Source organism: Kitasatospora sp. NPDC048298 (assembly GCF_043201465.1).
Classification (GTDB): Bacteria; Actinomycetota; Actinomycetes; order Streptomycetales; family Streptomycetaceae; genus Kitasatospora.
The window spans coordinates 1-1001 of record NZ_JBICYZ010000184.1; the positions used below are offsets into that span (position 1 = coordinate 1).

A 1001-nucleotide genomic window follows, 5' to 3' on the forward strand; every position below is an offset into this window, starting at 1 on the left:
TTCAACGGAACACCTGTCACTCCCGCTATCCAGCAGCCTGACTGACCACACCCACTGACCAGGCGGACTTGACGGATCGGATTCCACATAATGATCCGGTTGACGTGGCCTTCGACGACGCCAGAGTTCCAGGGGAGGGTGAGCCCCGCAATGACGGCGTCCCGGTCGCGGTCGATGCCGGCGGCGAGGGTGTGGAGGCTGGGCAGGTCGTCCTGGCGGACCGCGTCGAGCCATTCCGGAAGCCGCTCTCCTTGGCGTTCCGTCAGCATGACGGCGAAGGAGCGGACGTGCCGGGTCAGGGCATCGAGCTCGGAACAGTGGGCCAGGATGGTCTTGAGCTGGATCTGCTCGGCCTCGGACAGCCCCGTGGGACGCCGGAGAATCCAGCCGGCGACAGTACGGGGTGATGGCGGCGGTGCGGTAACCGGCTGTGGCGAGGTGCGTTTGAGCCGGATGTAGGCCCGGACGCGCTGGTAGCTGCCCTTATAGCCGAGCGGGATGATCTCCTCCCAGAGCTTCCAGGCGTTGGTGCAGCCCTCGATCCAGCGGTCGTCGAGATAGGGCTTGTAGTCGTCGAGGACAGACGGCCGGTTCTGCCACTGGCCTTGGAAGAGATCCTCCGGCGTCGCGGCGTCGGCCAGAGCCTTGACCGTGCGGTAGGTCATGCCGAGCTGCCGTTGGACGGCGCGCCGACTGTGGCCCGCAGCCAGCAGAGCGTGCACAGCGGCGTGCCGGGCCCGCGTGCGGTCAGCGAATCGGAAGCCCGTCGGCCAGGGCTGGTCCGCGTTCTCGCCCTGGAGTCCGGGTTCGGGGGTAACGGCTGGACTTGGAGCTGGAGTTACCGCGTGGAGGCACTGCCGGTGTCGGGCGACGGCCCGCTCGGCCGCTTCGCTGAGGTTGTGCCACAGGGTACTGGTGGGCCGTCGGCGAGATGCCTGCTGAGCAGGTCCTTTTCCCACGGCCCCCAGCCCGAACGACGCATGCGACTTTCACCGCACGTC

Annotated in this window: 1 pseudogene; it reads right to left on the reverse strand. The window is 67.5% G+C overall.

The features are described from left to right. A pseudogene (locus tag ACGF0D_RS44350) lies at positions 1–665 on the reverse strand (hypothetical protein); the annotation flags it as partial. Between the last annotated feature and the right edge of the window lie 336 nt (positions 666–1001).